General features: G+C 32.0%; 23 protein-coding genes. 16 read left to right on the forward strand and 7 right to left on the reverse strand.

Annotated features, from left to right (window positions below):
• Positions 1–3: 3 nt before the first annotated feature.
• Together ACP15M_RS03470 and ytxJ are read right to left on the reverse strand one after the other, a co-directional pair.
• The gene (locus ACP15M_RS03470) at positions 4–759 is read right to left on the reverse strand and encodes an SDR family NAD(P)-dependent oxidoreductase (protein WP_425075780.1); all 756 of its coding nucleotides are present in this window, start codon (positions 757–759) and stop codon (positions 4–6) included.
• A 99-nt stretch (positions 760–858) separates the two neighbouring features.
• Complete coding sequence (ytxJ, locus tag ACP15M_RS03475; protein WP_425075781.1) at positions 859–1,242, reverse strand: bacillithiol system redox-active protein YtxJ; 384 nt, start codon at positions 1,240–1,242, stop codon at positions 859–861.
• A gap of 224 nt (positions 1,243–1,466) precedes the next feature.
• Between ytxJ and clpB the strand changes: the two genes are divergently transcribed.
• Positions 1,467–4,073, forward strand: a complete 2,607-nt coding sequence (gene clpB, locus ACP15M_RS03480) for an ATP-dependent chaperone ClpB (RefSeq protein ID WP_425075782.1) — start codon at positions 1,467–1,469, stop codon at positions 4,071–4,073.
• A gap of 161 nt (positions 4,074–4,234) precedes the next feature.
• Here clpB and ACP15M_RS03485 read toward each other — a convergent pair whose 3' ends face one another.
• The gene (locus ACP15M_RS03485; RefSeq protein WP_425075783.1) at positions 4,235–4,882 is read right to left on the reverse strand and encodes an OmpW/AlkL family protein; all 648 of its coding nucleotides are present in this window, start codon (positions 4,880–4,882) and stop codon (positions 4,235–4,237) included.
• Between the two features lie 176 nt (positions 4,883–5,058).
• Here ACP15M_RS03485 and ACP15M_RS03490 point away from each other — a divergent pair, with 176 nt between their 5' ends.
• On the forward strand, positions 5,059–5,655 hold the full coding sequence (locus ACP15M_RS03490) for a TetR/AcrR family transcriptional regulator (RefSeq protein WP_425075784.1): 597 nt from the start codon (positions 5,059–5,061) through the stop codon (positions 5,653–5,655).
• Between the two features lie 50 nt (positions 5,656–5,705).
• Complete coding sequence (locus ACP15M_RS03495) at positions 5,706–6,209, forward strand: acyl-CoA thioesterase (protein WP_425075785.1); 504 nt, start codon at positions 5,706–5,708, stop codon at positions 6,207–6,209.
• A 97-nt stretch (positions 6,210–6,306) separates the two neighbouring features.
• Here ACP15M_RS03495 and ACP15M_RS03500 read toward each other — a convergent pair whose 3' ends face one another.
• Complete coding sequence (locus tag ACP15M_RS03500) at positions 6,307–6,927, reverse strand: OmpW/AlkL family protein (RefSeq protein ID WP_425075786.1); 621 nt, start codon at positions 6,925–6,927, stop codon at positions 6,307–6,309.
• Between the two features lie 517 nt (positions 6,928–7,444).
• On the opposite strand from ACP15M_RS03500, the gene deoC reads away from it, so the two are divergent.
• From deoC to ACP15M_RS03515, 3 genes are all read left to right on the forward strand, one after another.
• A complete protein-coding gene (gene deoC / locus ACP15M_RS03505; RefSeq protein WP_425075787.1) occupies positions 7,445–8,101 on the forward strand; it encodes a deoxyribose-phosphate aldolase in 657 nt (218 codons plus the stop codon).
• 33 nt (positions 8,102–8,134) lie between these two features.
• Positions 8,135–8,833, forward strand: a complete 699-nt coding sequence (gene deoD, locus ACP15M_RS03510; protein ID WP_425075788.1) for a purine-nucleoside phosphorylase — start codon at positions 8,135–8,137, stop codon at positions 8,831–8,833.
• 70 nt (positions 8,834–8,903) lie between these two features.
• Complete coding sequence (locus ACP15M_RS03515; protein WP_425075789.1) at positions 8,904–9,413, forward strand: phosphoglycerate mutase family protein; 510 nt, start codon at positions 8,904–8,906, stop codon at positions 9,411–9,413.
• On the opposite strand, the gene ACP15M_RS03520 is transcribed toward ACP15M_RS03515, so the two are convergent.
• Entirely contained in the window at positions 9,406–10,149 is a 744-nt protein-coding gene (locus ACP15M_RS03520; RefSeq protein ID WP_425075790.1) for a DUF6503 family protein, read from the reverse strand. The genes ACP15M_RS03515 and ACP15M_RS03520 overlap by 8 nt on opposite strands.
• 109 nt (positions 10,150–10,258) lie before the next feature.
• Here ACP15M_RS03520 and smpB point away from each other — a divergent pair, with 109 nt between their 5' ends.
• Together smpB and ACP15M_RS03530 are read left to right on the forward strand one after the other, a co-directional pair.
• Positions 10,259–10,717 (forward strand): SsrA-binding protein SmpB, encoded by a 459-nt coding sequence (gene smpB / locus ACP15M_RS03525; RefSeq protein WP_425075791.1) that lies wholly within the window; start codon positions 10,259–10,261, stop codon positions 10,715–10,717.
• A gap of 171 nt (positions 10,718–10,888) precedes the next feature.
• Positions 10,889–13,360 carry a DUF5686 and carboxypeptidase regulatory-like domain-containing protein gene (locus tag ACP15M_RS03530; protein ID WP_425075792.1) on the forward strand — a complete coding sequence of 824 codons (2,472 nt, stop codon included), beginning with the start codon at positions 10,889–10,891 and terminating at the stop codon, positions 13,358–13,360.
• A gap of 4 nt (positions 13,361–13,364) precedes the next feature.
• On the opposite strand, the gene ACP15M_RS03535 is transcribed toward ACP15M_RS03530, so the two are convergent.
• Together ACP15M_RS03535 and ACP15M_RS03540 are read right to left on the reverse strand one after the other, a co-directional pair.
• Entirely contained in the window at positions 13,365–14,645 is a 1,281-nt protein-coding gene (locus ACP15M_RS03535; RefSeq protein WP_425075793.1) for a T9SS type A sorting domain-containing protein, read from the reverse strand.
• Positions 14,646–15,287 (reverse strand): protein-L-isoaspartate(D-aspartate) O-methyltransferase, encoded by a 642-nt coding sequence (locus tag ACP15M_RS03540; protein ID WP_425075794.1) that lies wholly within the window; start codon positions 15,285–15,287, stop codon positions 14,646–14,648.
• A 157-nt stretch (positions 15,288–15,444) separates the two neighbouring features.
• Here ACP15M_RS03540 and ACP15M_RS03545 point away from each other — a divergent pair, with 157 nt between their 5' ends.
• From ACP15M_RS03545 to miaA, 8 genes are all read left to right on the forward strand, one after another.
• Entirely contained in the window at positions 15,445–16,404 is a 960-nt protein-coding gene (locus ACP15M_RS03545) for a Gfo/Idh/MocA family protein (protein ID WP_425075795.1), read from the forward strand.
• Between the two features lie 43 nt (positions 16,405–16,447).
• Positions 16,448–17,338: a 3-hydroxyacyl-CoA dehydrogenase family protein gene (locus ACP15M_RS03550; RefSeq protein WP_425075796.1), complete on the forward strand. Its 891-nt coding sequence runs from the start codon at positions 16,448–16,450 to the stop codon at positions 17,336–17,338.
• A 53-nt stretch (positions 17,339–17,391) separates the two neighbouring features.
• On the forward strand, positions 17,392–17,757 hold the full coding sequence (locus ACP15M_RS03555) for a four helix bundle protein (RefSeq protein WP_425075797.1): 366 nt from the start codon (positions 17,392–17,394) through the stop codon (positions 17,755–17,757).
• Positions 17,758–17,810: 53 nt separating this feature from the next.
• Entirely contained in the window at positions 17,811–19,049 is a 1,239-nt protein-coding gene (locus tag ACP15M_RS03560; RefSeq protein ID WP_425075798.1) for a DUF1015 domain-containing protein, read from the forward strand.
• A gap of 1 nt (position 19,050) precedes the next feature.
• The gene (locus ACP15M_RS03565; protein ID WP_425075799.1) at positions 19,051–19,719 is read left to right on the forward strand and encodes a YggS family pyridoxal phosphate-dependent enzyme; all 669 of its coding nucleotides are present in this window, start codon (positions 19,051–19,053) and stop codon (positions 19,717–19,719) included.
• A gap of 62 nt (positions 19,720–19,781) precedes the next feature.
• Complete coding sequence (locus ACP15M_RS03570) at positions 19,782–21,158, forward strand: exonuclease domain-containing protein (RefSeq protein ID WP_425076060.1); 1,377 nt, start codon at positions 19,782–19,784, stop codon at positions 21,156–21,158.
• Between the two features lie 21 nt (positions 21,159–21,179).
• The gene (locus tag ACP15M_RS03575) at positions 21,180–22,055 is read left to right on the forward strand and encodes an ion transporter (RefSeq protein ID WP_425075800.1); all 876 of its coding nucleotides are present in this window, start codon (positions 21,180–21,182) and stop codon (positions 22,053–22,055) included.
• Positions 22,006–22,956, forward strand: a complete 951-nt coding sequence (gene miaA, locus ACP15M_RS03580; protein WP_425075801.1) for a tRNA (adenosine(37)-N6)-dimethylallyltransferase MiaA — start codon at positions 22,006–22,008, stop codon at positions 22,954–22,956. The genes ACP15M_RS03575 and miaA overlap by 50 nt, the downstream gene beginning before the upstream one ends.
• The last annotated feature ends 1 nt before the right edge of the window (position 22,957 follow it).

The raw sequence follows: 22,957 nt of genomic DNA on the forward strand, positions 1-22,957 counted from the left end.
AAACTACACTAACATACCTCCAGACACTTCAATACGCTGACCATTAATCCATCCTGCACGATCTGAACATAAAAATGCTACAATACCTCCAATATCTTCTGCTTTCCCTACACGACCTAAAGCGGTTATACTAGAGATTAGATCTGCCTTTTGTGGATCTTTATTACTTCCATTGGCAAAATCTGTAGCAATAGCACCAGGAGCAACCACATTTGCTGTTATTTTTCTTGATCCAAGTTCTTTTGCTAGATATCTTGTAAACACTTCAATACCACCTTTCATCATAGCATAAGCTGACATTCCTGGTAGACTAAAACGAGTCAATCCACTGGAAATATTTATGATTCTTCCTCCTTCATTTATATACGGAAGCGCAGCTTGCGTAAGAAAATAGGAACTCTTCAGATGAATATTCATCATATTGTCAAATTGCTCTTCGGCTGTATCTGGTATTAAATTAAACACTCCTGTACCTGCATTATTAATCAAGAAATCAAATTTTGGAGTTCCGTAAGTATCTTTCAAATATGCTTCAATATTCTGTATGAGATCTTTTGAAGATTTAGGATTATTAGCATCATATTGAAATGCTTTCGCACGTTGCCCTATTGCCTCAATAGATGTAATAACTTCTTTTGCTTTTAATTCATTTTTATGGTACGTGAACATGATATCAACACCATCTTTCGCAAGATTCAAGGCCATATCCTTACCCAAACCTCTGCTCGCTCCTGAAATAACTGCTATTTTTTTATTCATTTTATATTGTGTTTTGTTACACCACAAAATTCAATGAATTATAGTTAAAAAATCACTCCATTTCTAACAAAGACTTATCCATATCTAAGGAATAAGGTACTAAACAAATGTGCTCAAATCCACCTCATTTACTGCTCCATGAGATGCATGAGCAACTGTTACTCCTTTCTTTATAACAAGTAATTGAGGTGATTGGTGCATGACTTGAAACTTATAGCCTACTTCATTTGACACATCTCGATAACTTAATAAATCAAGATAATACAAATCCATATTAGCATCAATATCATACATGCTCACAAACTGGTTCATTACCATACTACTTATTCCACAACGTGTAGAATGTTTAAAAATGACTTGCGTTTTAGTTTCCGAACGCTTAACAATTTCATTTAATTGAGCAGTATTAGTTAAAGCTTGCCAAGGCAATACTTTTTCTTCTTTGGGTTCAGATGAACCAAATATATGTTTTAAAAATCCCATAATTTAAATTTATACATCAGTCGCAAATCAATTAAAATCTTACAACCTGTCGAAACGTCACATTAGCTTCAATAAAACCAGTCATTTTGTCGTTTATTTTCTATGATTTCTGATTGGTAAGATTATTGACCATTACAAATAGAAAACAAAAATAAACAATTAGTTACTTCGAGTAATTTTTGAAAAAAATTGTATCGAGAATTAAGAATAACAAATAAACATATATGAACTTTAATAATTATACCATAAAATCGCAAGAAGCCATTCAGCAAGCACAACAACTTGCTCAAAGTTTGGGACATCAACAAATTGAAAATGAACACATTTTTAAGGCCATTTTTGAAGTTGATGAAAATGTATTGCCATTCATCCTTAAAAAGCTGAATGTTAATATTGACATACTCAAAATTGCATTAGACAAACAGATTGAAAGCTTTTCAAAAGTTTCAGGAGCAGATTTAATGATTTCTAGAGAAGCGAGCAAAACACTCAATGAAGCTTCAATTATTGCAAAATCAATGAACGATGAGTATGTATCTATTGAACATCTCATTCTTTCCATTTTCAAATCCAAAAGCAAAATTGCTCAAATGCTCAAAGATCAAGGCATTACAGAAAAAGGGTTAAAAAGTGCCATCGAAGAATTGCGAAAAGGTGATCGCGTGACGTCTCAAAGTCAAGAAGACACTTATAATTCGCTCAATAAATATGCAAAAAACTTAAATCAATTGGCAAAAGATGGAAAGCTAGATCCAGTCATTGGTCGTGATGAAGAAATTAGACGTATTCTTCAAATTTTATCACGTCGTACCAAAAACAATCCGATTTTAGTTGGTGAACCTGGAACTGGTAAAACTGCTATTGCTGAAGGTTTAGCACATCGTATTATTGATGGTGATATTCCAGAGAACTTAATAAACAAACAAATCTATGCTTTAGATATGGGAGCATTGATTGCTGGTGCAAAATTTAAAGGCGAATTTGAAGAACGCCTAAAAGCTGTCATTAAAGAAGTAACAACTAGCGAAGGTGATATTGTCTTATTTATTGATGAAATTCACACTTTGGTTGGTGCTGGAGGTGGACAAGGCGCTATGGATGCAGCCAATATTTTAAAACCTGCATTAGCTCGTGGTGAATTACGTGCTATTGGAGCTACAACTTTAGATGAATATCAAAAATATTTTGAAAAGGATAAAGCTCTAGAAAGACGTTTTCAAAAAGTAATGGTAGATGAGCCAGATACCGAAAGTGCCATTTCTATCTTACGAGGAATTAAAGGCAACTACGAAACACATCATAAAGTTCGTATAAAGGATGAAGCTATTATTGGTGCTGTAGAATTGTCCGAACGCTATATCACCAATCGTTTTCTTCCAGATAAAGCTATTGATTTAATGGATGAAGCAGCTTCTAAATTGCGTATGGAAATCAATTCTAAACCTGAAGAATTAGATGTTCTAGATCGAAAAATCATGCAACTAGAAATTGAAATTGAAGCGATTAAACGAGAAAAAGATGAAGCAAAATTAAAATCGTTGCGTGCAGATCTAGCAAACCTTAAAGAAGAACGCAATGAGTTGAATGCGAAATGGAAAAGTGAAAAAGAAATTGTTGATAATATTCAAACGACCAAATCTAACATTGAAGCCTACAAACTTGAAGCTGAAAAAGCCGAACGTGAAGGTAATTATGGAAAAGTAGCAGAAATTCGCTACGGAAAAATTAAAGAAGCTCAAGAAACACTTGAAACTCAGCAAGCCATATTAGCAAATCAACAAGATAATGCACTTATCAAAGAAGAAGTAACCTATGATGATATTGCAGAAGTGGTGGCCAAATGGACTGGTATTCCTGTAACCAAGATGCTACAAAGCGAGCGTGATAAACTCTTAAAACTAGAAGACGAGCTACATAAACGTGTCGTTGGCCAAGAAGAAGCTATAACAGCAGTTAGCGATGCTGTAAGACGTTCGAGAGCAGGTTTACAAAATCCGCAAAAACCTGTTGGCACCTTCTTGTTTTTAGGAACCACAGGTGTTGGCAAAACCGAATTGGCAAAAGCTCTAGCCGAATATTTATTTGATGATGAAAATGCTATGACTAGAATAGATATGAGTGAATATCAAGAACGTCATAGTGTGAGTCGATTAGTTGGTGCTCCTCCAGGATATGTTGGTTATGATGAAGGCGGACAACTTACTGAAGCGGTTAGACGAAAGCCATATTCTGTAGTACTACTAGATGAAATTGAAAAAGCACATCCAGATACCTTTAATATTCTTCTTCAAGTACTAGATGAAGGACGATTAACAGATAATAAAGGTCGTGTAGCCGATTTTAAAAACACCATCATTATTATGACTTCTAACATAGGAAGCCATATTATACAAGAACGCTTTGAGGCGACCAAAGATATTGATTCTGCAATGGAAGCTGCCAAAATAGAAGTTTTAGGATTACTAAAACAAAGTGTAAGACCAGAATTTTTAAATCGAATTGATGATACAATTATGTTTTCACCTTTAACAAAGGAAAACATTAAGGATATTGTTGGCTTACAATTAAAAGGTGTTCAAAAAATGATTGCAAAACAAGGCATTACCTTTGATGCTACACCTGAAGCTAAAGCATATTTATCGGAACAAGGTTATCATCCAGAATATGGAGCAAGACCAGTAAAACGAGTCATTCAAAAAGAAGTACTCAACGCATTAAGTAAAGAAATATTATCTGGAAAAATCACAACAGATAGCATCATACTTCTTGATGAATTTGATGATAAGTTGGTGTTTAGAAATGAAGCTAGTTTTGTTGCAGAAGAAATTTAATATCTAGTGTAACAAAACTTTAAAATAACAGTCTTTTAAGTGGTTGGTTAGTTGAAAAACAACGTGAGTTTTATATTTAAAATGAGCGTTGTTTTTCTTTATAGAAATTCATAAAAAAAAGCCACTAAAAAGTGGCTTCAAAAATATCTTAAATTCATTTTTTAGAACTTCATTCCTACTCCAAATCCTAAAAACAGCGGATCTAAATTAGCTTCTACTGAACTATTAGAATCATTATCTGGAGTGATTTCAGTTTTCAAAAACATTTTCTTAAAGTCTAAATTTATAAACCATTTGTCACTTATATTGTAATCAAGTCCAGCTTGTAAAGCATAACCAACTTGATTTTTATATTCGATATCTTCTAAATCACCAGAATCTTCACCATAAAAAAGTGTATAGTTTAAACCTGCTCCAAGGTAAGGTTTAAAATTTTTATAATAGAAATGATATTGTAAGCTAAGCGTTGGTGGCAAAATAGAAACACTACCTAAATCTGTACCATCTTCAATCTCTAAATCGTGTTTAGATGTTGATAGCATTAACTCTAATGCAATATTTTTACTCAAAAAATACGTGATATCCACTTCTGGTGCAAATGCAGTTGAAATATCTAAATCAAAACCATCAATTGTATCATAGAAATATGGCTCAGGAGCTACAGCTATTGCTCTAACTCGAAGCTGCCATTTATTTGGCGCTTTTTTATAAGTATTCTCTCCTTTAGGTGAAGTGTTTTCTTCATCTTGAGCATTTACATTAAAAACACAAAAACAAATTATAAGTGTACAAAGTAGTATTTTTTTCATAATGTATATTGTTTAATATTATGCAATATATATGATTTAGGGATTAATGCAAAATATTGTATCAATACAGTTGAAATCACTTCAATTTTAATTCAGACAATTATTATTTTAATCATTAAATATATTTTTAAGCACTTCAAAATATACCAATTGGTATATTTTGTTATATTTGTGTTATGCTAACTAAAGCAGAACATACAAAACTTCATATTTTACAAACTGTAGCACCAATTTTTAATAAAAATGGTTATGCGGCAACTAGTATGAGCGATATAACAAAAGCTACTGGTTTAACAAAAGGAGCTATATATGGTCATTTCAAAAATAAAGAATCGTTGTCGATCTCTGCTTTTAAGTTTAATGTAAAGCAAATGATGCAAAAAATTTCTGACCATATTTCAGTTAGCGATTCTCCTATTAAAAAGTTATACCTTATTTCAGATTTTTATCGCAACTATTATGATTTTAGTTTGAAATTAGGTGGTTGTCCTGTCTTAAATATAGGAGTCGATGCAAACAATCAAAACAGTCTTTTGTTAGAAAATGTTAGAATTATAATAGAAAAAATTCAAGATCAAGTGGCTTCAATTATTGAACGTGGAATTGAATTAGGTGAAATCTCTTCAGAAATAAATGCCATGCAATACGCAAAGCGAATAGATACATTAATTCAAGGTGCTGTATTTATGACCTACACTATGAACGATAATTATTACATGAAAGAAACCATGAATCAAGTTGACCAAATGATAACCAACGAAATGAAAGCTTAATTTTTTTAACCAAAAATATACCAATTGGTATATTTTAAAATACTATAAAAATGAAATTATTAAAAACAGTAACCAGCAATGCAACAATTAGATTTCAAGATTGTGATCCTTTTAACCATTTAAATAATGCAAGCTATATTAACTACTTTATGAACCATCGTGAAGATCAACTAATAAAACAATACAATATTGACATTTACAAAATGGCTCAAAACAAAGGCGTGAGTTGGGTGTCAAACAGTAATAAAATTGCATACATGAAACCTGCTCTATTAATGGAAAAAGTTGTTATTGAATCTCAATTAATTGATTTTGACAATAGCAACTTAAAAGTAGAAATGCGAATGTATAATGAAGATAAATCTAAGCTAAAATCTGTCATTTGGAGTGGTTTCACGCACTTTAATTTATTAAAACAACAAAAAGAAATTCATCATGAGAAATTTATGTCTTTATTTAAATCAATTTTAAATCCAATAGATGAAACTAATTTCGAACAAAGAATTTCACGTTTAAGGTCTAAAAAGACTTTAAACAAAATACAATTAGAGTAGCTTGATGAATTAACTACAGAGTAAAAACTTTAAGCTAATCATAAAAAAAACGAGCTTGTTTAAGCTCGTTTTTTTTATGATTATTTTTATCTAGAAACTAAAACTTCATACCAACACCTAAACCAACAACTAGAGGATTGATGTCTACTTCAGCTTCAAGTTCCCCAGAACCTGTATCTACAGTGACATCTGTTTTAAGAAACATCTTTTTAATATCTAAGTTTAAAAACCATTTTTCATTTAAATTATAATCTAAACCTGCTTGTAAAGAAAAGCCTATCGCATTTTCATAATCGATATCTTCAAAATCTCCTTCATCTACACCATAAAACATAGTATAATTAATCCCAGCTCCAACATAAGGCTTAAAATCATCTGCATAAAAATGATACTGTAAATTAAGCGTTGGTGGTAATAACCAAACGTGACCTAGATCTGCTCCATCTTCAATTTCAACATCATGCTTAGTTGTTGCTAATATTAACTCGGCAGCTAAATTTCTATTAAAAAAATAGGTGAAATCGAATTCTGGAACAAATGCAGTAGCAATATCTACATCAGCTCCTTCAATATCATCATCTACAGATGGAATTACTGAAATGATTCTAAAACGCGCTTGCCATTTACTAAAATCATCATTGGTTGTTTCTTCATCTTGCGCTTGAATACTAAACACGCATAAACAAGCTAAAATTGCACTAAAAACTACTTTTTTCATAATACTTATGTTTTAATATTTAATGCAAAAATATTGCACAATGTACCCCTAAATACTGACAAAAATCATTGTTTGAAAACTATAATTCTTTCAGATTTAATACCCAAACATCACCATGAAAACCAAGAGTGTTTTTCATACCTGATTATGAGACTTTTAAACTAAATTACACACCTGACTTCCTCCTTAAATATTGTATGTTCTTTAAAAAATTTTAGAAATTATAACTCTGAAAAAGTTAACTGTAAAAGCATCTATTAAATCTTGCAAAAAATGAGCTTGAAACTATAGATAGGCAACTTCCTTTTTATGAAACAATTAGATTTTTTTAAAAAAAATATTCGATGAACTACACAATAAAAATCAAGATTTAACATTAGTATTAACATATAAATATTAACTTTGAACCGCTATTAATTCCAATCTAAGCTTTAGACAATAATTAAATTTTGTTTAAGCATTCCCTCTGCTCATAAAGCGTTATTAAGTTATTTTAAATACCTACTAATAGAATACTATGGAGTTAAATAAATATATTGACCATACCTTATTAAAGGCTACTGCCACAGAACGAGATATTATAGACCTTTGTAATGAAGCAAAAAAACATAAATTCTTCTCAGTTTGCATTAACAGTAGTTATATCCCACTTGCAAAACAACTTTTAAAAGGATCTTTTGTAAAAATTTGTACTGTTGTTGGTTTTCCTTTAGGAGCAACTGCTACCGAAACTAAAGTTTTTGAAGCCAAGCAAGCTATTGAAGCTGGTGCTCATGAAATTGACATGGTCATTAACATTGGTTTTTTAAAGAGTAAAAACTATGTTGAAGTCTTTAAAGATATCAGTGATGTGAAACTTGCCATAGGAAAAACACCTCTTAAAGTCATCATAGAAATAAGTGAATTATCTAAAAACGATATTGTTAAAGCCTGTGAAATTTGTTTGGATGCAAAAGCAGATTTTGTAAAGACGTCTACTGGTTTTTCAAAAAGTGGAGCTACACTTACTGCCGTAAAAATCATGAAAAAGACAGTAAAAAACAGAGCGAAAATAAAAGCATCTGGTGGAATTGGTGATTCTGAAACCGCAAAAAAATATATCGAAGTTGGTGTTGATCGCATTGGCACTTCAAAAGGTGTTGCTATTGTTTCAGAACAAATGTCTGAAGCTTAAAAATCTATCATTTGATTTACTTATCTTTGACACATGAGTGTACACATTGAAGCCCAAAAAGGTGATATCGCTGAAACTATTTTATTGCCTGGAGACCCATTACGTGCAAAATGGATTGCAGAAACATTTTTAGAAAACCCAAAATGCTTTAACAAAGTTAGAGGCATGTTAGGTTACACAGGAACCTATAACGGAAAACGTATTTCTGTGATGGGAACAGGAATGGGAGTTCCGAGTATTTCAATTTACGCTAATGAACTTATCACAGAATATGGCGTTAAAAACTTAATTCGTGTTGGAAGTGCTGGTTCTTATCAAAAAAATGTAAACCTTAGAGATATTGTATTGGCTATGGCTGCATCTTCAAATTCTGGAATTAACAGTTCTAGATTTAATGGAGCGTATTATGCACCAACAGCAAATTTTGATTTATTCATTAATGCAGTTAATATTGCTAAACAAAAGAACATTCCTATAAAAGCTGGTAATGTATTGTCTTCTGATGAGTTTTATGAAGACGACAGTAATTCCTATAAAAAATGGTCACAATTTGACGTTTTATGTGTAGAAATGGAAGCTGCAGGATTATATACTATTGCAGCTAAGCACAATGTTAAGGCGTTGGCAATTCTTACCATTTCTGATTCGTTGGTTACAGGAGAATCTACAACAAGTAAAGAACGTGAGACCACTTTTAAAAGCATGATAGAAATTGCTTTAGAACTAGCTTAAGGCAACTTTAACATCGCTTTTAGAAACTACTAAAGAGAGTTTTATATATTTACCTATACACAATATCAAAATGAAATATTTTTTAATATTAGCTTTTGCGCTAAGTTTTATTGTGCCAGTAAATGCACAAAACGATTCTAAGTCTTCAACAACTGTTTATTACCTAATTAGGCATGCTGAAAAAGATCGATCTGATAAAAGCAATAGAAATCCTAATCTTACTGAAACTGGTAAAGTAAGAGCTGAAAATTGGAGCAACATATTTAAACATGTAACGTTTGATGCTGTATATTCAACAAATTACAATCGTACGATGCAAACTGCTACTCCAACAGCTAAGGCTCAAAAGATTGAAATTCAAACCTATGATCCTAGAAGCCTAAGTTTTGAAGAATTTACTGAAGCAACCAAAGGTAAAACTGTTTTAGTTGTTGGTCATAGTAATACAACTCCTATGTTTGCTAATGCTATTTTAGGTGAGCAGAAATACGAATTTATGGATGACAATGATAATGGTCGTTTATTTATTGTCACTGTTACTGAAAACCAAAAAATTGATCAGATTCTAAACATCAATTAACAGATACGTTTTCTAACTCTATTTTTGATAAGAGTTTCAACCTTCCTTTTTCAAACAATTTTGGTAACTCTAAAAGTGTTACAGAAGTTTCATTTGGTTTGTAATTATTGTAATCTACAAAACGAATTCCATTGACATAACGCTCGTTATAAGCTTCTCTAAAACGCATACCTTTTCCGTCATCTTCATTATATGAATAGGCTAAATAATCGATTTTAAATGTTTCAGAATTAATCCAATACAAAAACACATCTTCATAATCTTCTCCTCCTCCTTCTTGCTGAAATGTAATCTGAATTGTATAATATGTTTCATTATTAATCAAAATATCATCCAAACGCGTTTTAATCACAGCCTCATTATTAAGTCCATAAGGCAACACCGAAAAATAATGAACCGAATTCACTGAAGCCGAATATTTTGCCTTCATAGAATCTTCAAGAAAAAATTTTTCTTTATTAACCTGTCTTACAAATCCGTCATTACTTAGCATATCATAAATTGAATCCTTGTTAGCTTCAGCAAAAAGACGCATTAAAAGAAAGTTTCCTTGGTGTCTTTTAGCATAGTAATGCTTATCTCTAAAATCAAAATCAATTGTAGAAATTCCAACTTTATCAGCTCTAGACACTTCAATAGATTTATTAACAATAAACTCTGCCGAAAGTTGTTCTGTTTTGTTCTGCTTGCAATTCAAAAGAAAAATAAAGAGCACACTTAAGAATATGTATTTCATATATTTTGTTTTTTTAGAAGTCGTAAAGTTAGGCATTCAATTACAGCAAACTAAAACTTATAACTTTTAAACTTTTTACTTTTAACTTTAAAAACTACTTTTGTGACTTATGCAAAAACCAGTAAACATAAAGAACAAAAAGGCTAAGTTTGAGTACGAAATTCTTGATACGTACACTGCTGGTATTGTCTTAACTGGAACCGAAATTAAATCCATAAGAGATAGTAAAGCTTCAATTGCTGAAAGCTTTTGCGAATTTAGTGACAGAGGTGAATTGTTTGTAATTAATATGACCATTCAAGAATATATTTACGGTAATTATTACAATCATAAACCTAAAGCAGAACGTAAATTATTACTCAATAAACGTGAACTTAAAAAGCTTGAAAAAGAAGTTAATATAAAAGGAAATGCCATCATTCCATTACGCCTTTTTATAAATGAAAAAGGTTTAGCTAAGCTAGAAATTGCTTTAGGAAAAGGTAAAAAGTTGTACGACAAACGTGATACTATTAAAGATCGTGATAATAAGCGAAACTTAGATCGCATTAAAAAAATCTATAAATAACCTCCTTTGCTTTGGCATCGTATTTGTACGAAAATATTTAACAATTTTAAACGTTTTATTTAAGATTGTTTAACAGAAGACCTCTTAATAAATGTCTATGTTTAACTTTTAATAGGCAACCTTTTTATCAAAAAGTGCGTCTATAGTAATAAAGACCATCAAACCATTTATATGAAGACAACTCTACTCTCTATTCTTACATTACTTTGTACTATCACATCATTTTCACAAATTACTGGAACGGTTACAGATACTAAAAACAAACCATTAGCCTTTGTAAATATTTTTATCGAAAACACCTATAAAGGCACAACGAGTAATGAAGATGGAAATTATGAACTTAATATTTCTAAACCAAACACCTATACTGTTGTATTTCAGTTTTTAGGCTACAAAACAGTTAAAAAAACAGTAACCATTGAGGCTTTTCCATTTAGTCTTAATGCCGTTTTAGTTGACGAAGAAATATCTCTAGATGAAGTTGTTGTAAATGCCGAAGATAATCCTGCAAACCATATTATAAGACAAGCGATTGCCAAACGAAAGGAAAACCTCGAAAAGATTCAAAGCTATAAAGCCGATTATTATTCTCGTGGTTTGATTAGAATAAAAGATGCTCCTGAAAAACTTCTCGGACAAGAGATTGGTGATCTTGGAGGTGGATTAGATTCTACACGAAGTGGAGTGATTTACCTTTCTGAAACCATTTCGAAATTAGAATTTTTAAGACCTAATAAGCTAAAAGAAAAAATTGTAGCTTCAAAGGTAAGTGGTAACGATAATGGGTTTAGTTTTAACAATGCCATTAATGTTGAGTTTAATTTATACAACAATACGATAGAACTTGGCAATCAAATTATTTCTCCAATTGCCAATAATGCCTTTGGATATTATCGTTACAAATTAGAAGGTGTTTTTTATGATGACAAAGCACATTTAATCAATAAAATTAAAGTCACACCTAGACGTAAAAATGATCCGGTTTTTGAAGGCTATATCTATATTGTAGAAGACCAATGGACCATCTATGCTTCAGAATTAAGTATTACTGGTATTCAAGCACGAATTCCTGCTGCAGATAACATTACAATTACTCAAAATCATTCATATTCTGAACAAAATAAACTTTGGACTAAAATGTCACAAAGTATAGATTTTGAATATGGTTTATTTGGAATTAAAGGTGATGGTCGTTATACGTCTGTGTATAGCAATTATATCATCAATCCAAGTCTAACTCGTAAAGACTTTGGAAAAGAAATCGTTTCCTTTGCTGATGAAGCTAACAAAAAAGATGCAATATTTTGGGAAACCTTAAGACCTGTTCCTTTAACTGAAGAAGAAATTACAGATTACATCAAGAAAGACAGTATTCAAATTGTTAAAAGCTCTAAAGTTTATAAAGACTCTGTTGATAAGGTAAATAACAAATTTAAAATTGGAGATATTTTAGGTGGATATACTTACAATAACTCTTATAAAAATTGGAATGCAGGCATCTCCTCTCCTATTGAAGCGATTAGCTTTAATACTGTACAAGGCTGGAATGGGAATGTAAATGGATTTTATACTAAAGCCTACGACGAAGACTACAATCGTTACTTGAGTGTTAATGGTAATATTAATTACGGATTTAGTGACGATCGCTTAAGAGGCACATTATCTACAACATACAAGTTTAATGATATTAGTAAACCAATACTTACGCTTTCTGGTGGAATTCAAGCCACACAATTTAATGCTACAAATCCTATTTCGAGGTTAGAAAATACAATTAGTAGTTTGTTTTTTGAAGATAACTATATGAAACTATACGATCGTAGTTTTGTGCAAGCAAGTTACTCTAAAGAATTGTTTAACGGATTTAGATTACAAACTTTTTTAAGTTATGAACGACGAAAAGCGTTATTCAATACAACCGAACAGGTATTTTTCCCTGAAGGTGATGATGTTTACACAAGCAATAATCCGTTAAGTGAAACGGCTTATAATGTTGCGCCTTTTAAAACACATAATATTGTTAAGTTTAATGTGATGGCTCGAATTAATTTCGGACAAGAATATTTGAGCTATCCTAATAGTAAATTCAACATTCCAAAAGCAAAATACCCAACACTTCTGCTTGGTTATGAAAAAGGATTTGGTGCAACCATTAGCGATTATAACTTTGATCAAGTAAAAGCAAGAGTATATCAAGCGCTTAATGTTGCTAATAAAGGACGCTTTAGTTATAATCTTAGAGCAGGAAAATTCTTTAATGCCGATGATATTTCGTTTGTAGATTTTCAACACTTTAACGGAAATCAAACTCATTTTAGTCAAAGAGGAAGCTACACCAATGTGTTTAATAATTTAGGGTATTACGATTTAAGTACAAACGATTCTTATCTAGAAATGCATGCCGAACATGACTTTAATGGATATATTTTAAGTCGTATTCCTTTACTTAAAAAGTTAAACTTCAATCTGGTTGTTGGAGCTCATACGCTCTCTACTCCAGATCATAAACCTTATCAAGAATATTCAGTTGGTTTAGATAATATAGGTTGGGGAAAATGGCGTTTGTTACGAGTAGATTATGTACGTTCGTATCAAAGCGGATTTGTAAGTGATGCTATCGTATTCGGATTGAAATTTTTCTAAGTTACTATGGCTTGATTAATTTAAATGTTTCCTTAAAGTCTTCAGAAAACACACTAAAAAAATACAATCCTGAAGATAGGTTTGTCGTATCTATTTCAAATTGATTTTGAAATTTCGCAACCTGCTTTCCGAAGCTATCATAAATAATAACATTAAAATCATGTAATTGAGATTCAATTGATATTGTATCTTGAAACGGATTAGGACTTATTGACATAAAGATCATTTCAGTTTCAGAAACACTCAACAAATCACAATTAGGATTGGTAGAATTTGCATTAGCAAATGTTCCGTTTACAACAGACCAATCTTCCCAAATCACTCCTTGAGAATTTGACCAATCGGTTAAATCGATATAATTTTCGGCACTATACAAGCCTGGTATTTTAGCAACTTTTATGGCTTCACCAGAATGATTCCAAGTTAATGGTTGCCCTTCTACACAAGTTTCAGGCAAAAAATCATCTACACAATTAGATTGCAAAAAGAAAGCAAACTCAGGATAATCAGGATATTCGCCATAAACATAAGCTCGACCTAATTCGTTAATACAAACTGCTGTATATTCGTTACAAGCAATTCCAAAAGCACGTGTATTATTATCGGTTGCATAGCGTGCTAAAAAAGTCGCATGACGTGCGCTTCGGTCTGGATCATCATAATGTGAATCTGTAATGACATGTTCTAAAAACGGAATTTCTAAAAAATCATTATAACCTAAAGTCATTCGGTTGTGATACGGATTTGATAAAGCTTGTGCATTCGTTACAGTTCCATTTTCAGCCGAAAAATAAGCACTTCCTAAAATGGCCATCCCTGCACTTGTGCCTCCAATGACACCTTGTTTTGTATTGATAAAAGCATTGAGTGTGTCTTCCATCGCATTATCTTTAAAAAAGCTCACATAATCAAACTGATCTCCTCCAGCAAACCAAATAGCTTCTGCATTTGCCACTTTTTGAAGCACGTAAGGATCTGTAGCTCCAGCTTCATTTTGAATGACAAACGTGGTCACAGAATTTATAGTCACACCCAAATCTGAATAAAAATAATCGTTGTAACCATCACTTCCAGAAGCTCTTAAAACCACTACATCTCCTCCATCAGCTCTATTTAAAAACCAAATCATTGCATTGTCATTTTCACTTGCGCCTCCCATCATACAAATTCCAAATTCGTGATTTGTAGTCACATCTACAGTACTTCCAGTAGCATATTCTGTATAATTCTGAGCACCAACAACTTGAACCAAAAACACAAATAAGGCTGTAATTTTTTTCATCATTTAATTTTTATCTTCTAATAAAGGTACAAATCTAAATTCACCAAACTCATGTTGTTCAAACTCCTTAGGACCTTTTCTAATAAATAAAGTCATAATCTGAACAGCGTCACCTACAGGAATCACCAAACGACCTCCTATTTTTAACTGACTCAATAAAGGCTTCGGAACAAAAGGCGCTCCAGCAGTAACAATAATGCTATCAAAAGGCGCTTCATCTTCTAAACCAATATAACCATCTCCAAAAATGAGTTTTTTAGCGCGATAACCTAATTTTGGCAAAAACTTACTTGTTTTTTTATACAGTTCATGTTGTCGTTCAATACTAAACACTTTGGCGCCTAACACACATAAAACTGCAGTTTGGTAGCCACTTCCTGTTCCGATTTCTAAAACTTTATCATCCTTTTTTACCTGAAGTAATTCACTCTGAAAAGCCACAGTATAGGGTTGCGAAATGGTTTGATCTGCTGCAATTGGAAACGCTTTATCTTGATACGCATGATCTAGAAAACTAGAATCCATAAATAAGTGTCTAGGTATGGTTCCTATAGCTTTTAGTACATTATCATCTTTAATACCTTTAGCTTTTAAGGTGTCTACCAACTGTTGACGAAGTCCTTGGTGTTTAAATGTGTCTTTCAAAAGTAGTTGAGTTTACTAGGTAAAAATAATTCAAACATTTTTATACTGAAAGCGAAATCGTCTTGAATTATTAACGCTTGCAAACCTCTTATTTTTTATTGTCAAATTCTCATAAATAAACTATGAAAAATAGTATTTTTGTTGAAAACGTAAAACAATGCTAAAAGCTGGTGTTCTTGGTGCTGGTCACCTAGGAAAAATTCATTTAAGACTTCTTAATCAATCTGAAAAATATGAGCTCGTTGGTTTTTATGATGCTGACGAAGCGAATGCAAAAAAAGTCGTTGAAGAGTTTGGATATACCTACTTTGATTCTATTGAAGCCTTAATTGATGCTGTTGATATGGTCGATATTGTTACACCAACACTCTCACATTACGATTGTGCAAAAAAAGCCATAGCCAAAGGCAAGCATATCTTTATTGAAAAGCCAATTACCAATACGGTTGAAGAAGCCGAACATATTAGAGAGTTACTCGCTCAACACAATATTCGTGGGCAAGTTGGTCATGTCGAGCGCTTTAATCCAGCCTTTATAGCTGTTAGAGAACAAGTAAACAATCCTATGTTTATTGAAACGCATCGCTTGGCCGAATTTAATCCTCGTGGTACAGATGTTCCTGTAGTTTTAGATTTAATGATTCACGATATTGATATCATTCTCAGTGTTGTAAAATCTAAAGTGAAACATGTATCTGCAAGTGGTGTTTCGGTAATTAGTGATACTCCAGATATTGCCAATGCACGTATCGAATTTGAAAATGGATGTGTTGCGAATTTAACTGCTAGCCGAATTTCATTGAAAAACATGCGTAAGACGCGCTTTTTTCAAAAGGATGCTTATATATCTGTTGACTTTTTAGAAAAGAAATGTGAAGTTGTAAAAATGAAAGATGCTCCAGAGCAACCAGGAGATTTTGATATGATTCTTCAAAATGCTGAAGGCATCAAAAAACAGATCTATTTCGATAATCCTGATATAGCGAACAACAACGCTATTTTAGACGAATTAGAAACCTTTGCAGATGCCATAAATAATAATACAACACCAATTGTAACACTTCATGATGGCACTGAAGCACTACGTGTTGCAACAATGATAATTAACCAATTTTAAACTAACTATAATTTCCTTTTAAGGATTAAAAAGATAAAAACACATGAAAAATGTAGCTGTTATTGGAGCTGGAACCATGGGAAATGGAATTGCTCACACTTTTGCTCAATCTGGATTTAAAGTTCAATTAATCGATATTAGTGAAGCCTCTTTAAAACGAGGAATGGATACCATTGCTAAAAATTTAGATCGAATGGTCGCTAAAGAAAAAATTTCTGAAGCCGATAAACAAGCCACATTAGATAATATTACTACGTTTACAAATATTACTGAAGGTGTTGAATACGCTGGATTAGTGGTTGAAGCGGCAACAGAAAACATCGACTTAAAGCTTAACATCTTCAAACAATTAGACGATGCTTGTCCAGACGATACTATTTTGGCAACCAATACGTCTTCTATCTCAATTACTCAAATTGCTGCAGTAACCTCACGTCCAGAAATGGTCATTGGCATGCATTTTATGAATCCTGTTCCAATTATGAAACTGGTCGAAATTATTCGTGGTTATAACACTAGTGATGAAGTGACAAATACCATAATGGAATTATCTAAAACTTTAGGTAAAATACCAACCGAAGTAAACGATTATCCAGGTTTTGTAGCAAATAGAATCTTAATGCCAATGCTTAACGAATCTATCGAAACTTTATACAATGGTGTTGCTGGAGTTCAAGAAATTGATACAGTTATGAAACTAGGCATGGCACATCCAATGGGTCCATTACAATTAGCCGATTTTATCGGACTTGATGTTTGTCTATCGATTTTAAATGTCATGTACGACGGATTCAAAAATCCAAAATATGCTCCTTGTCCGTTATTAGTTAATATGGTAAGAGCTGGAAAACTAGGTGTAAAATCTGGAGAAGGATTTTATGATTATTCAGAAAGTAGAAAAGCTGAACATGTGTCAAAACAGTTTTTGAAGTAATAAGTGTCTAGTGTCTAGTGTCTAGTGTCTAGTAAAAGTATTATATTTCAATTATGAAAGTACAAGATTTACTAGCTTATAAAAAAGGGTTCAAATTAGCTATGGATATTTATAACATCTCAAAATCTTTTCCAAAAGAAGAGACCTACTCTCTCACAGATCAAGTAAGACGTTCATCAAGAAGTGTGTGCGCTAACTTATCTGAATCTTATAGAAAAAGACGCTATCAAAAGCACTTTATAAGTAAATTAACTGATAGTGATGCAGAAAATGGCGAGACTCAAACTTGGTTAGAATTTGCCTTGGCATGTAAGTATATTTCCAATCAACAATTTAAAGAACTCTACAAGGCATCAGAAGAAGTTGCCAAACTCTTAAATTACATGATATTAAACCCTAAAAAATTTGGTTCAAGCTAATACAAATCAACACTTTAACTTTATACTTTATACTAAACACTTCAAACTAAACCATGGCCAAAGTAATTCCGTTTAAAGCTGTACGACCAACAAGAGCAATTGTTGGTTTAGTGGCTGCACGTCCTTATCAAAGTTATACTGTTGATGAGCGTGAGTCTCGAATGGATTACAATCCGTTTAGTTTTCTTCATATTGTAAATCCTGGTTACAAATACGACAAGGTTATAACTGGAGAAGAACGTTATAAATTGGTAAAAAATCGCTATCAAGAATTTAAGGAAGGTGGTGTTTTTGTTCAAGATGAGAAACCTTCTTTTTATGTTTATAAAATTGTAAATAGACATGGACAAGAATTTAACGGAATTATTGCAGCAACTAGTGCTGAAGACTATGAAAACGATGTTATTAAAAAACACGAAGACACTTTAGCCAAACGTGAAAAAACATTTAAAACCTATTTAAAAACCGTTGGTTTTAATGCAGAACCTGTTTTACTTACCTATCCTGATAACAATACCATTGCCAAAATTATAAAAGACACTCAAAAAGGTCATGCCGAATTTGAGTTTACCATGACATACAAAGACACTCATTATTTATGGAAAATAGATAATGAAGCTACTATTGATGCCATTCAAAAAGAATTTGAACTTATGAATACTATTTATATTGCAGATGGTCATCATCGTTCGGCTTCTTCACATTTATTATTTAAAGATGAAAAAGCAAGTAATATAAATCATAATGGTTTAGAATCGTACAACTTCTTTATGTCGTATCTCATTCCAGAATCAGATTTGGTTATTCATGAGTTTAACAGGCTTATAAAAGATTTAAATGGTTTAAGTAAAGAAGCCTTTTTAATTAAACTTGATGCTATATATCGTATTGAAAATAGAGGTGCAATGCCATACAGTCCATCAAAACCACATCATTTTAGCATGTATTTAGATGGTGAGTTTTATTCTTTATATTTAAGAAAAACCTATTATAAATTCAATACTGCATTAGATCGATTAGATGCGCAATTGCTTTATAAAACCATTTTACAACCTATTTTAGGGATTAACGATTTACGAAATGATAATCGTATTGAATATGTTAATGGAAGACATGAAATGATTACCATTAAAAGTAGTGTTGATAGTGGTAAATTTAAAGTTGGCTTCGGAATGTGTCCCACTACTGTTCAACAAATGAAGCAAATTGCAGACGAAGGTTTAAAAATGCCACCAAAAAGCACTTATATTTTACCAAAGCTAAGAAGCGGAATTACGATTTATGAGTTTTAATATGAATATAGAAAGCAACTTAAATCACATAAAATCTAGTTTACCAGAACATGTAACACTTGTGGCAGTTTCTAAAACCAAGCCAGTAAGTGATTTAATGGAAGCCTATCAAGCTGGTCAACGCATTTTTGGAGAAAACAAAGTCCAAGAAATGGTTGAAAAACACGAACAAATGCCAAAAGACACACAATGGCATATGATTGGGCATCTTCAGCGTAACAAAGTGAAGTATATGGCTGAATTTGTAGACTTGATTCATGGTGTGGACAGCTTTAAATTACTGAAAGAAATAGACAAACAAGCCAAAAAACATAATAGAACAATCAATTGTTTACTTCAAATAAAAATTGCTGAAGAAGATAGCAAATTTGGAATGTCTTCAACTGAAGCTAAATCTTTACTAACATCTGAAGATTTTTCAACCTTAACCAATGTTTCTATTGTTGGTGTTATGGGAATGGCTACATTTACTGATGATACTAATCAAATCGAACAAGAATTTAAACGACTTAAATTGGCATTTGAGGACTTAAAATCGATTCATACAAAACTTGAAATAATATCGATGGGAATGAGTGGTGATTATCAACTCGCTATTGATTGCGGAAGCACAATGGTTCGTGTAGGAAGCAGTATATTTGGAGTAAGAAATTATTCAATGAACAATTGATAATAAAAATCATGTCATATTGAACTAAGCCAAAATATCTTATAACTTTTAACTTTTAACAAATTTACGCAATACTAGACATAGAAACTACTGGAGGAAAGTACAATGAAGAAGGCATTACTGAAATTGCCATATATAAGTTTGATGGTCACAAAGTCGTAGATAAATTTATTAGTCTTGTAAATCCTGAGCGTGACATTCAGCCTTTTGTGGTAAACCTTACTGGTATTAATAACAATATGCTAAAAACTGCTCCAAAGTTTTATGAAGTCGCTAAACGTATTGTTGAAATTACTGAAGATTGTATTATTGTTGCTCATAACTCATCCTTTGATTATCGCATCCTTCGTACCGAATTTAAGCGTTTAGGTTTCGGATTTAAACGTGAAACCCTTTGCACTGTTGAGCTATCAAAACAATTAATTCCAAATCAACCGTCTTACAGTCTTGGAAAACTCACACGATCTCTCGGAATACCTGTGAGTGATAGACATCGTGCTAATGGTGATGCCATGGCAACGGTTAAGCTTTTCAAAATGTTACTCTCTAAAGATTTAGATAAGTATATTATTGAAAATAACATTAAAAAAGCAGTTGCCGAAAAACGACTAAATCCAAATCACAAAGCCATTATCGAAGCCTTACCTGCTGTTACAGGTGTGTATTATATTCATGATGCAAATGGCAAGATTATTTATATTGGAAAAAGTAAAAACATCAAGAATCGCATCAACCAGCATCTTACCAATAAGAGTACAAAATCTAAGAAAATTCAGTTACAAGTGGCTTCGGTAACGTATGAAAAAACAGGAAGCGAACTAGTTGCCTTATTGAAAGAAAGTGAAGAAATAAAACGAAATAAGCCACTTCACAATAGAGCTTTAAGACGAAACATTTTTACACATGCCTTGTATAGTTATCAAGACGAAAATGGATATACAATTCTTAATATTGATGTCGCTAATAAAGATCAACGACCAATAACAACTTTCACCAATCGACAAAGTGCTAAAAGTTTTATGTTTAAAGTTGTAGAAGAATACAATTTATGCCAAAAACTTACTGGGTTATATCCTTCAAAAAGTAATTGTTTTAATTATACAATTAAAGAATGTTTTGGTGCCTGTGTAAATGAAGAACCTTCAGAAACATATAATAAACGTGTGCTTCAACTTATTGATAAATATAGTTACAACAATAAAGACATGTTAATTATCGATCAAGGAAGAGATGTTGATGAACGCAGTGTTATTTACATTCAGAATGGCGTATTTAAAGGTCTAGGTTTTTTTGATTTAAATTATCAAATTACAAATATTGAGGTTTTGAAATCTATCATTACTCCTATGGAAAATAATAGAGACACTCAGCATATCATTCAAAGTTATTTAAGACGAAACAAACGACTAAAAGTAGTACCTTTAAATACTTCTAAATAAGATTTTAGTATTTTTGAAACTATGAGTGAACAAAGCTCACATAAAACTTGGAGAACTAAGCTTCATGAAATTATCTATGAAGCAGATACACCTGCTGGAAAGCTCTTTGATATTATTTTACTTATCGCAATTCTAGCCAGTATACTTTTAGTTATGCTTGAAAGTATTGCCAGTTTTGATGAAAAGTATCACACCATTTTAAACATTTCTGAATGGGTAATCACCATCCTTTTCAGTATAGAATATATTGTGCGAATCATTTCAGTTAATAAACCTTTAAAATATATACTTAGTTTTTATGGTATTATCGACTTATTATCTACCATTCCAAAATACATTTCTTTATTCTTAGCAGGAACACATGCACTTGTCGCTTTGAGAGCTTTAAGACTACTTCGTGTGTTTAGAATCTTAAAGTTGGCGCGCTATTTAGGAGCTTCAAACCAACTTGCCAATGCCATTAAAGCAAGTAGAGCTAAAATAGCTGTATTTCTATTTGCTGTGCTAATTGCGGCAGTTATTTTTGGAACCATCATGTATCTTGTTGAAGGTGAGGAACATGGTTTTTCTAATATTCCTAAGAGTGTGTATTGGTGTATTGTAACCTTAACTACTGTTGGTTTTGGTGATATTGCTCCAGAAACACCTTTAGGTCAATTTATTGCTACTTTAATTATGATATTAGGTTATGGTATTATTGCTGTTCCTACAGGAATTGTGTCTGCTGAATATACCAAAGCTTCGGGTGACAAAGAAGGCAAATATTCTGATGAGGAACACGAGCATATAAAAGATCTTCAACTCAACACACAATGTTGTGTCAATTGCCTTGCTGAAACCCATCAAGATGGTGCAGAATTTTGTCATAAATGCGGTTGTAAATTACATCATGACTAATATCTTAATTTCCATTATTGGTCCAACTGCTATTGGAAAAACAGCTCTAAGCATCAAATTAGCACAATATTTTGATACCGAAATACTTTCCGCAGATTCTAGGCAGTTTTACAAAGAAATGTCTATTGGAACTGCTGCTCCTACTCCAACCGAATTAGCTTCAGCGAAGCATCATTGCATTCATCACAAATCTGTTATTGACAATTATACTGTTGGTGATTTTGAAAACGAAGCGATTACGATTCTAGACGACATCTTTAAAAGCAAAAACATTGCTATTATGGTTGGTGGTTCTGGACTTTATGTAGATGCTGTTACTAAAGGCTTAGACAAATTTCCAAAAGTAGATTCTAGCATTAGACTTTCATTAAACGAAAGGTTAAATTCTGAAGGAATAACATCGCTTCAAGAGCAACTAAAAATTTTAGATCAAAAAGCTTATAATTCAATAGCCATTGATAATCCACATCGATTAATAAGAGCCTTAGAAATTTGTATTGGTACCAATAAACCATATTCTTCTTTTCTTACGTCAACAAACAAAACACGTAATTTTAAAACCATCACAATTGGTTTAACTGCTGAAAGAACTATTATATATGATAGAATTAATCTTCGCGTAGATCAGATGATTACTGAAGGATTGCTTGATGAAGTGAAACAACTAGAATCTATGCAAGATTTGAATGCTTTAAACACTGTTGGTTATAAAGAATTGTTTCGTTATTTAAATGACGAATGGACTTTAGAGTTTGCAATTTCAGAAATTAAGAAAAATACACGACGCTTTGCTAAACGTCAACTGACTTGGTTTAAAAAGAATACTGAAACACTTTGGTATGATTATTTAACTGAACCTGGAGTTATAATATCTGATATCAAAAAGAAAATCAACGCATAAA

It is taken from the genome of Psychroserpens sp. S379A, from assembly GCF_049800755.1.
In the GTDB taxonomy this organism is placed as follows: Bacteria; Bacteroidota; Bacteroidia; order Flavobacteriales; family Flavobacteriaceae; genus Psychroserpens.

Bases quoted from the DNA above. Each gene is read 5' to 3' on its own strand.
- clpB (WP_425075782.1), top strand. From the start codon at position 1,467: ATGAACTTTAATAATTATACCATAAAATCGCAAGAAGCCATTCAGCAA.
- ACP15M_RS03520 (WP_425075790.1), bottom strand. From the start codon at position 10,149: ATGAAATACATATTCTTAAGTGTGCTCTTTATTTTTCTTTTGAATTGC.
- deoD (WP_425075788.1), top strand. From the start codon at position 8,135: ATGAGTGTACACATTGAAGCCCAAAAAGGTGATATCGCTGAAACTATT.
- ACP15M_RS03535 (WP_425075793.1), bottom strand. From the start codon at position 14,645: ATGATGAAAAAAATTACAGCCTTATTTGTGTTTTTGGTTCAAGTTGTT.
- ACP15M_RS03550 (WP_425075796.1), top strand. From the start codon at position 16,448: ATGAAAAATGTAGCTGTTATTGGAGCTGGAACCATGGGAAATGGAATT.
- ACP15M_RS03555 (WP_425075797.1), top strand. From the start codon at position 17,392: ATGAAAGTACAAGATTTACTAGCTTATAAAAAAGGGTTCAAATTAGCT.
- smpB (WP_425075791.1), top strand. From the start codon at position 10,259: ATGCAAAAACCAGTAAACATAAAGAACAAAAAGGCTAAGTTTGAGTAC.
- ACP15M_RS03560 (WP_425075798.1), top strand. From the start codon at position 17,811: ATGGCCAAAGTAATTCCGTTTAAAGCTGTACGACCAACAAGAGCAATT.
- ACP15M_RS03545 (WP_425075795.1), top strand. From the start codon at position 15,445: ATGCTAAAAGCTGGTGTTCTTGGTGCTGGTCACCTAGGAAAAATTCAT.
- ACP15M_RS03575 (WP_425075800.1), top strand. From the start codon at position 21,180: ATGAGTGAACAAAGCTCACATAAAACTTGGAGAACTAAGCTTCATGAA.
- deoC (WP_425075787.1), top strand. From the start codon at position 7,445: ATGGAGTTAAATAAATATATTGACCATACCTTATTAAAGGCTACTGCC.
- ACP15M_RS03490 (WP_425075784.1), top strand. From the start codon at position 5,059: ATGCTAACTAAAGCAGAACATACAAAACTTCATATTTTACAAACTGTA.
- ytxJ (WP_425075781.1), bottom strand. From the start codon at position 1,242: ATGGGATTTTTAAAACATATATTTGGTTCATCTGAACCCAAAGAAGAA.
- ACP15M_RS03500 (WP_425075786.1), bottom strand. From the start codon at position 6,927: ATGAAAAAAGTAGTTTTTAGTGCAATTTTAGCTTGTTTATGCGTGTTT.
- ACP15M_RS03495 (WP_425075785.1), top strand. From the start codon at position 5,706: ATGAAATTATTAAAAACAGTAACCAGCAATGCAACAATTAGATTTCAA.
- ACP15M_RS03530 (WP_425075792.1), top strand. From the start codon at position 10,889: ATGAAGACAACTCTACTCTCTATTCTTACATTACTTTGTACTATCACA.
- ACP15M_RS03565 (WP_425075799.1), top strand. From the start codon at position 19,051: ATGAATATAGAAAGCAACTTAAATCACATAAAATCTAGTTTACCAGAA.
- ACP15M_RS03485 (WP_425075783.1), bottom strand. From the start codon at position 4,882: ATGAAAAAAATACTACTTTGTACACTTATAATTTGTTTTTGTGTTTTT.
- ACP15M_RS03470 (WP_425075780.1), bottom strand. From the start codon at position 759: ATGAATAAAAAAATAGCAGTTATTTCAGGAGCGAGCAGAGGTTTGGGT.
- ACP15M_RS03515 (WP_425075789.1), top strand. From the start codon at position 8,904: ATGAAATATTTTTTAATATTAGCTTTTGCGCTAAGTTTTATTGTGCCA.
- miaA (WP_425075801.1), top strand. From the start codon at position 22,006: ATGGTGCAGAATTTTGTCATAAATGCGGTTGTAAATTACATCATGACT.